7 protein-coding genes are annotated in these 4,673 nt (G+C 57.7%); all 7 read right to left on the reverse strand.

Annotated features, from left to right (window positions below; all coding sequences use genetic code 11):
* Nucleotides 1-49: 49 nt before the first annotated feature.
* Nucleotides 50-511 (reverse strand): ribose 5-phosphate isomerase B, encoded by a 462-nt coding sequence (rpiB, locus tag H5U36_08985; protein MBC7218251.1) that lies wholly within the window; start codon nt 509-511, stop codon nt 50-52.
* A complete protein-coding gene (prmC, locus tag H5U36_08990; GenBank protein MBC7218252.1) occupies nt 489-1,382 on the reverse strand; it encodes a peptide chain release factor N(5)-glutamine methyltransferase in 894 nt (297 codons plus the stop codon). Before prmC ends, rpiB begins: the two co-directional genes overlap by 23 nt.
* Before the next feature lies 1 nt (nt 1,383).
* The gene (gene prfA / locus H5U36_08995) at nt 1,384-2,454 is read right to left on the reverse strand and encodes a peptide chain release factor 1 (protein MBC7218253.1); all 1,071 of its coding nucleotides are present in this window, start codon (nt 2,452-2,454) and stop codon (nt 1,384-1,386) included.
* Nucleotides 2,436-3,350, reverse strand: coding sequence for a DUF1385 domain-containing protein (locus tag H5U36_09000; protein ID MBC7218254.1), 915 nt, complete (start codon nt 3,348-3,350; stop codon nt 2,436-2,438). The genes prfA and H5U36_09000 overlap by 19 nt, the downstream gene beginning before the upstream one ends.
* Complete coding sequence (locus tag H5U36_09005; GenBank protein MBC7218255.1) at nt 3,323-3,979, reverse strand: FAD-dependent thymidylate synthase; 657 nt, start codon at nt 3,977-3,979, stop codon at nt 3,323-3,325. Before H5U36_09005 ends, H5U36_09000 begins: the two co-directional genes overlap by 28 nt.
* Nucleotides 3,980-3,994: 15 nt before the next feature.
* A complete protein-coding gene (rpmE, locus tag H5U36_09010; GenBank protein MBC7218256.1) occupies nt 3,995-4,201 on the reverse strand; it encodes a 50S ribosomal protein L31 in 207 nt (68 codons plus the stop codon).
* Between the two features lie 103 nt (nt 4,202-4,304).
* The gene (locus H5U36_09015; protein ID MBC7218257.1) at nt 4,305-4,505 is read right to left on the reverse strand and encodes a cold-shock protein; all 201 of its coding nucleotides are present in this window, start codon (nt 4,503-4,505) and stop codon (nt 4,305-4,307) included.
* Nucleotides 4,506-4,673: the final 168 nt, after the last annotated feature.

Raw genomic sequence — 4,673 nt, forward strand, 5'->3', positions numbered from 1 at the left:
GATGCAGGTTGAGCGGGTGGCCACAAGGTGGGCAATGGCCATGAAGTACTCATCCCACCCGGGCCGAGTCCTCTCGCTCTTCATAAGCGCAGATTTTGGCCACTCTTCGGGCATGACGATCCCCCTGGAAATCACTCTCAAGCCACACCTTCACAATCTCCCGGGCAAGCCCCACCCCGATAACCCGCTCCCCCATGGTGAGGACATTCGCGTTATTGTGCTCCCGGGAAGCTCGAGCCGAGAAAACATCATGGCACAGAGCTGCCCGAACACCCCGAACCTTGTTCGCCGCAATGGACATGCCCACTCCTGTCCCACAGATGAGAATGCCCCGGTCTCCCCTACCCCGGGCAACATCCTCGGCAACCCGAAAGGCGATGTCGGGGTAGTCAGAAGGCGTGTCCTCGTACACCCCGTAGTCCTCAACCTCATGGCCCAGGGAGGCGATGTAGGCTTTCAGGTCCTCCTTGAGCCTGAAACCCGCATGATCACATCCGATGAGAATACGCATCCTTTCTCCTCCTCAGCTGGAGCACGCTTGCTCGAACATTTCCCGTGTAATCCTGAATCGCTCGAACGTAGGTGAATCCGAAACATTCCCCCAGTTGAGCGACTTTCTCCCTCTGGGAAGGATCGTGCTCCACAAAGAGAAATCCCCCCTCCCGAAGAAAAGAGGGGGCGTCCCCGAGAATTCTCCGGATAACCTCAAGGCCGTCCTCTCCTCCAAGGAGGGCCTCTTTTGGCTCATAGAGGCGGATATTCACCTCGAGCTTCTCCCACTCCTCTTCGGCAACGTAGGGGGGATTGGCAAGGATAACGTCAAAGACGATTCCCCGAAAAGCCAAGGGAGCAAAGAGATCGCCCACGAAGAACCGTGCCCGATCCGAGAGACCAAGAATCCGGGCGTTCTCTTCTGCCAGGGCCACGGCCTCTTCCGCAATATCCACCCCGAAGAGGAAAACGGCCGGAACAAAAAAAGCACACGAAAGCCCCACGACTCCACTTCCGCAGCAGAGATCCCCCACGAGGATTTTTTCCCGCTTCCCCGAAAGGAAGTGGAGAAAAAGCACCGCTTCCTCCACCCAGGCTTCGGTATCGACCCGGGGAATGAAGACCCCCCGGCGCACCCGAAAAGGCAGGGAGAAGAACTCCCATTCGCCAAGGACGTACTGGAGGGGAACACCGGAAAGGCGTTCCGCCACAAGTCCCTCGAGAGCTCTTTGTTCCTCCTCTCCTATCTTCCGATCCCAGAAGAGGTACACCCGAGAAGGGGAGGTTCCAAGGATTTTCCCAAGAAGAAGACGCGCTTCCCGGGCCGGAGAGGAGATACCCCCCTCTTTCAGGGTTCGCACAAGACTCCGGAAGAGTTCCCGTACCGTCACCTCAGCCGACTCTCTCAAGGAGCTTTGCCCGTTCTTCGGCTGCAAGGGCCTCAATGATTTCGTCAAGGTCGCCATCGAGAACCGACTCCAGGCGGTAGAGGGTAAGGTTGATACGGTGGTCCGTCACCCGGTTCTGCGGGAAGTTATAGGTGCGGATTCGCTCACTCCGCTCACCGGTGCCGATTTGCGCTCGCCGCTCCCGGTCGATGGCCTCCTTCTGGGCCTGCCGCTCGAGTTCCAAAAGACGAGCCCGAAGAATCCGGAGTGCCTTGGCCTTGTTCTTGTGCTGGGATTTCTCGTCCTGACAGGTAACCACAAGTCCCGTAGGGATGTGGGTGATGCGCACCGCAGAATCCGTGGTGTTCACGTGCTGTCCCCCCGGTCCAGAGGCCCGGAAAACTTCAACCCGAATGTCTTCGGGACGAATGACGACTTCCACTTCATCCGCTTCCGGGAGCACCGCCACCGTTGCCGTGGAGGTATGGATGCGGCCGCTTGCCTCTGTCACCGGAACGCGTTGCACCCGGTGCACACCGCTTTCGAACTTGAACTTGCTGTACGCCCCTTTCCCCTCCACTGCAAAGATGATTTCCTTGAAGCCCCCGAGTTCCGTGGGGCTTGCGTCCATAACCTCAACCCGGAAGCCATGGCGCTCGGCAAAACGGGTGTACATCCGGAAGAGATCGGCCACAAAGAGCGCTGCCTCATCCCCACCGGTCCCGGCCCGAATCTCGACCAGGGTGCTCTTCTCGTCGCGAGGGTCTTTGGGAAGGAGCATGAGCTTCAGCTCTTCCTCAAGCTGCACGTGCCGTTCCCGCAAACGTTCGATCTCTTCCTCAAGGAGCTCCCGCAGCTCCGGATCGCGCTCATTCCGCAGAAGCATCCGGTCTTCCTCAAGCTCCCGTTCCACCCGCTCGTACTCCTCGTACTTTTCCACAATCGGCTCGATATCGGCGATGGTCTGGGCGTAACTTCTGTAGCGGGCAAGGTCCTGGATAACCTCGGGATCCGCCATTTTCTCGGTGAGTTCCCGGTACTGGGCAACGATGGCTTTCACTCTGTCTCGCCACATGGGCGCTCATCCTCTCCTAAACTCCCCCGAAGAGCGGCAAAGGCCACCTCAAGCTGCGCCCGGTCCGGCTCACGGGTGGTGAGGTACTGGAGCCAGAGCCCCGGAAGGCTCACGATGCGTGCCAGGAAACTCCTCCGATTCCGTGAAAGGAGCTTGATTGCCTCGTAGGCAAGACCGGCGACAACAGGCACCACAAGGATTCGGCTCACGATGCGCACGAGAATCCCCGGCCTCCCAAGGAGCGAAAAAATGAGAATGCTCACCACCATAACCACAAGGAGCCAGCTCGTTCCACAACGGGGATGGCGGGTGGTGAACTTCATGGCGTTTTCTGGAGTGAGCTCCTCTCCCTCCTCAAAGGCGAAAATTGCCTTGTGCTCTGCCCCATGGTACTCAAAAACCCGGCGGATGTCCCGTATCTGGGAAATCACGAAGAGGTAGAGGAGGAAAACCCCAATCCGGATTCCTCCCTCGGCAAGGTTGTACACGACGGTTGAAGAGAGGAAACGGTCAAAAAGAGAGGTTACAAAGGTCGGCAGCGCCACGAAAAGCCCCACAAAAAGGCCCAGGGCAAGGAGCATAGCCATTCCGATATCAAAACCGGTGAGCTTTGCCTCATCTCCAAAGGCCACCTGGGCCGAGTACGAGAGCGCCCGAAGCCCCACAACCAGAGAATCCACAAGGCCCACAATCCCCCGAACGATGGGGAGGGAAAGAAAACGGCTCCGGCGGGAAAGGGGAACCTCTTCCCGAACCTCAAGGACAATAGTCCCATCCGGACGGCGCACCGCCATGGCAAGGCGGCGGGGGCTACGCATCATGACCCCCTCAATGAGCGCCTGTCCCCCGATATCGCAGGATCTCTCTCTCACAGCGTTCCCCACGGCTTTCCGCAACTCTTCTCCCCCTCCGGGCAAGGTCCGAATTTGCAGGGCGGACCGGCGAGCTCCGCAATGCTCGGCGCAACCTTTCTTATCTCCTCGAGCATCCGGAGCACCACTTCCCGAATCTCCCACTGAGCCCGACGGCACAGGCGCAACCGGAAGATGTGCAAGAGCTCCCGGGCATTCAGGGAGATTACAAGATTCGTTTCCACCCCCTGAGGGAGAACGTACCGGGCATCTTCCCTTGGAATGCCAAGGCCACAGAGCTCCTCGTAGGCTCTCTGGGCCTGAGCAATCACCTCATCAAACACTATTTTAGCACGAGGATGGGCAACAATCGACGGAGGACACACGAACTTCGCGTTCCTCACATCCACATAGCGCTGGCTCTGCTGGGCGTAGGACGCCAGGCGATGCCGCACAAGCTGATGCGAGGCCACCCGCGATATCCCCTCGATGAGAAAGGAAAATGAGGCGTGCTCCAGAACCGACTCATGCCCCCGGGCAAAGAGCCCCCGAATGAGTGCCCGAGCTCTCTCAAGGGAAATGTCCCGGGGAGGGGTTTTACTGTAACACACCCGAGCAGCAAGGGCAATGGCCTTTTCCGGCTCAGGGGTGTAGGAAAGAAGCGTAACCTGCATGGTGGCGGGGACGAATCAGTAGTTGTCCCCGTACTTGCTCCGGAACTTCTCTACCCTCCCGGTGGTATCAACGAGCTTCTGCTGCCCGGTGAAGAAGGGATGGCACTTGGCACAGATTTCGACACGGATTTCGGGGAACTTCGTCGATTTGGTAACAAAAGTATTCCCACAGGCGCAGATAACCCGGGTTTCCTGGTACTCTGGATGAATCCCTTTCTTCATTCCTCCCTCACCTTCCCTCATGACACAAAGTGGAATCAATTATAGCACAAAAAGAAAAAGCCCACCACGCTTGTGGTGGGCTTTCTTTCCCGGTACGATTTACCTATATCTTCCGTACGCGGACAGCCTGAGGACCCTTGGTCCCCTGCTGAACCTCGAACTCTACAGCCTGGCCCTCTTCGAGGGTCTTGAAGCCGTTTCCTTCGATGGCCGTGTAGTGCACGAACACGTCACCACCCTGGTCGGACGAGATGAACCCGTACCCTTTGGTGGTGCTGAACCATTTCACTTTGCCTGTTGCCATTGAATTGAGCCTCCTCAATCTGAACTATGCTTGCGCAAGCGATGTGCTTAGGGTACCACCCCGGGTACACTCTGTCAAGGGGTAGGAGGAAATATTTTGTAGATCGACCAGAGTTTCGTTCACAGTACTTCAAGAAGCTCAAGGAGGTATTGCAAAGGGTGGGTATCC

It is taken from the genome of Candidatus Caldatribacterium sp. (assembly GCA_014359405.1).
Classification (GTDB): Bacteria; Atribacterota; Atribacteria; order Atribacterales; family Caldatribacteriaceae; genus Caldatribacterium; species Caldatribacterium oleiphilum.